Source organism: Oleiphilus sp. HI0128 (assembly GCF_001635365.1).
In genome coordinates, this window is the sequence record NZ_LWGG01000066.1 from 1 (window position 1) to 1,284 (window position 1,284).

The 1,284-nt window shown below is 41.6% G+C and carries 1 protein-coding gene and 2 pseudogenes; 1 reads left to right on the top strand and 2 read right to left on the bottom strand.

The window, feature by feature from the left end; genetic code table 11:
- Positions 1–238: pseudogene (gene nhaB, locus A3763_RS00885) on the top strand (sodium/proton antiporter); the annotation flags it as partial.
- 147 nt (positions 239–385) lie between these two features.
- On the opposite strand, the gene A3763_RS00890 reads toward nhaB, so the two are convergent.
- Entirely contained in the window at positions 386–1,093 is a 708-nt protein-coding gene (locus A3763_RS00890) for an acyltransferase (protein WP_082880329.1), read from the bottom strand.
- Positions 1,078–1,284, bottom strand: a pseudogene (locus A3763_RS29355) (acyltransferase); the annotation flags it as partial. The pseudogene A3763_RS29355 and the gene A3763_RS00890, both read right to left, overlap by 16 nt.

Here is a 1,284-nt window from a genome sequence, read left to right on the forward strand (position 1 = left end):
CTTTGATGCCGGTTCTATTAGTCGCGAGCATTTTGAAAAGCTTGCCATAGCGATTAATACCGGAACAAACCTACCTAGTGTTGCAACGCCAAATGGTCAGGCGGCCTTCTTGTTCTTGTTGACCTCTGCGATAGCGCCATTGGTGCGTTTATCATATGGCAAGATGGTGGTTATGGCCTTGCCATATACTGTGGTATTAGGTGTTGTTGGCTATCTAGGTGTTTATCTCACACTCTAGGCTATGAATGCTTGATATAGCCCGGCCTGTCCGGGCTTAATTATGGATGCTTTAAATGCCGGGCTGCCGGTCAGGCTAAGAGGCACAAAAAAGCCCGAAGCAAGATGATTGTTTCGGGCTGATATGAGTTCGGATTTATTCCTACCGTTAGTTGATATTATTACGTGTTTTAATATCCGTAATTAGCTGATCTTTATTTTCCCAAAGTGTATTTAACCAAGCTTGAAAAGCTGCTTTAAACTCAGGGTCGCTACTATAGTCTTTACCTAAGAACTCTTTAGGTATTTCTATTTTGTTAATATGGACGGTTACTTTCGAAATACGACCACAGAAGAGATCCCACGGTCCGATATCTTTATCGTGGTAAACAATTGTAAGATCCAGCATGGTATTCATTTGAGAGCCCATACTGCCTAGAACAAAAGCTGCTCCACCCGCTTTAGGCTTTAGCAGGTTTGTGAATGGGGACTCTTGGCGCGCATGCTTTTCCGGTGTGAAACGAGTACCTTCGAGGAAGTTAAATACTGATACTGGCGTTGTTTTAAACTTCTCACAAGCCTTTTGTGTGGTTTCCAGATCTTTACCGGCAAGTGATGGATCTTTCTTTATTTGTGCTGGAGTGGAGCGCTTCATGAAAGGGAAGTCCAAAGCCCACCAGCAGATGCCAATAATCGGTACCCAGATAAGTTCTTTTTTAAGGAAGAACTTAAGCATAGGGATTTTGCGGTTCAAGATTTTTTGAGTGATTGGAATATCTGACCAAGATTGATGATTACAATTTACAAAGTACCAATCATTTTTTGTTAGCCCTTCAACACTGGTAAAATCCCACTCAACCTTCAGAAACATTGCCATAAAAAGTTGTTCATAGAAACCCAGTTTGTTGCACAGGCAATAAGGGTTTTAGTCACAATTTTTTTGACGATATTGATGGGAATGATGATCTTAAGCAGAGCGCCAACGACTAAAATAGGCATCCAGAGCAAAGTGTTCAGAATAACTAAAATCAGAATAATAGCCCCTTTAACTGGGCCAGGAAGAAAGCT

Excerpts from the sequence above, each read along its gene's own strand:
- A3763_RS00890 (WP_082880329.1), bottom strand. The coding sequence starts at position 1,093 with ATGGCAATGTTTCTGAAGGTTGAGTGGGATTTTACCAGTGTTGAAGGG.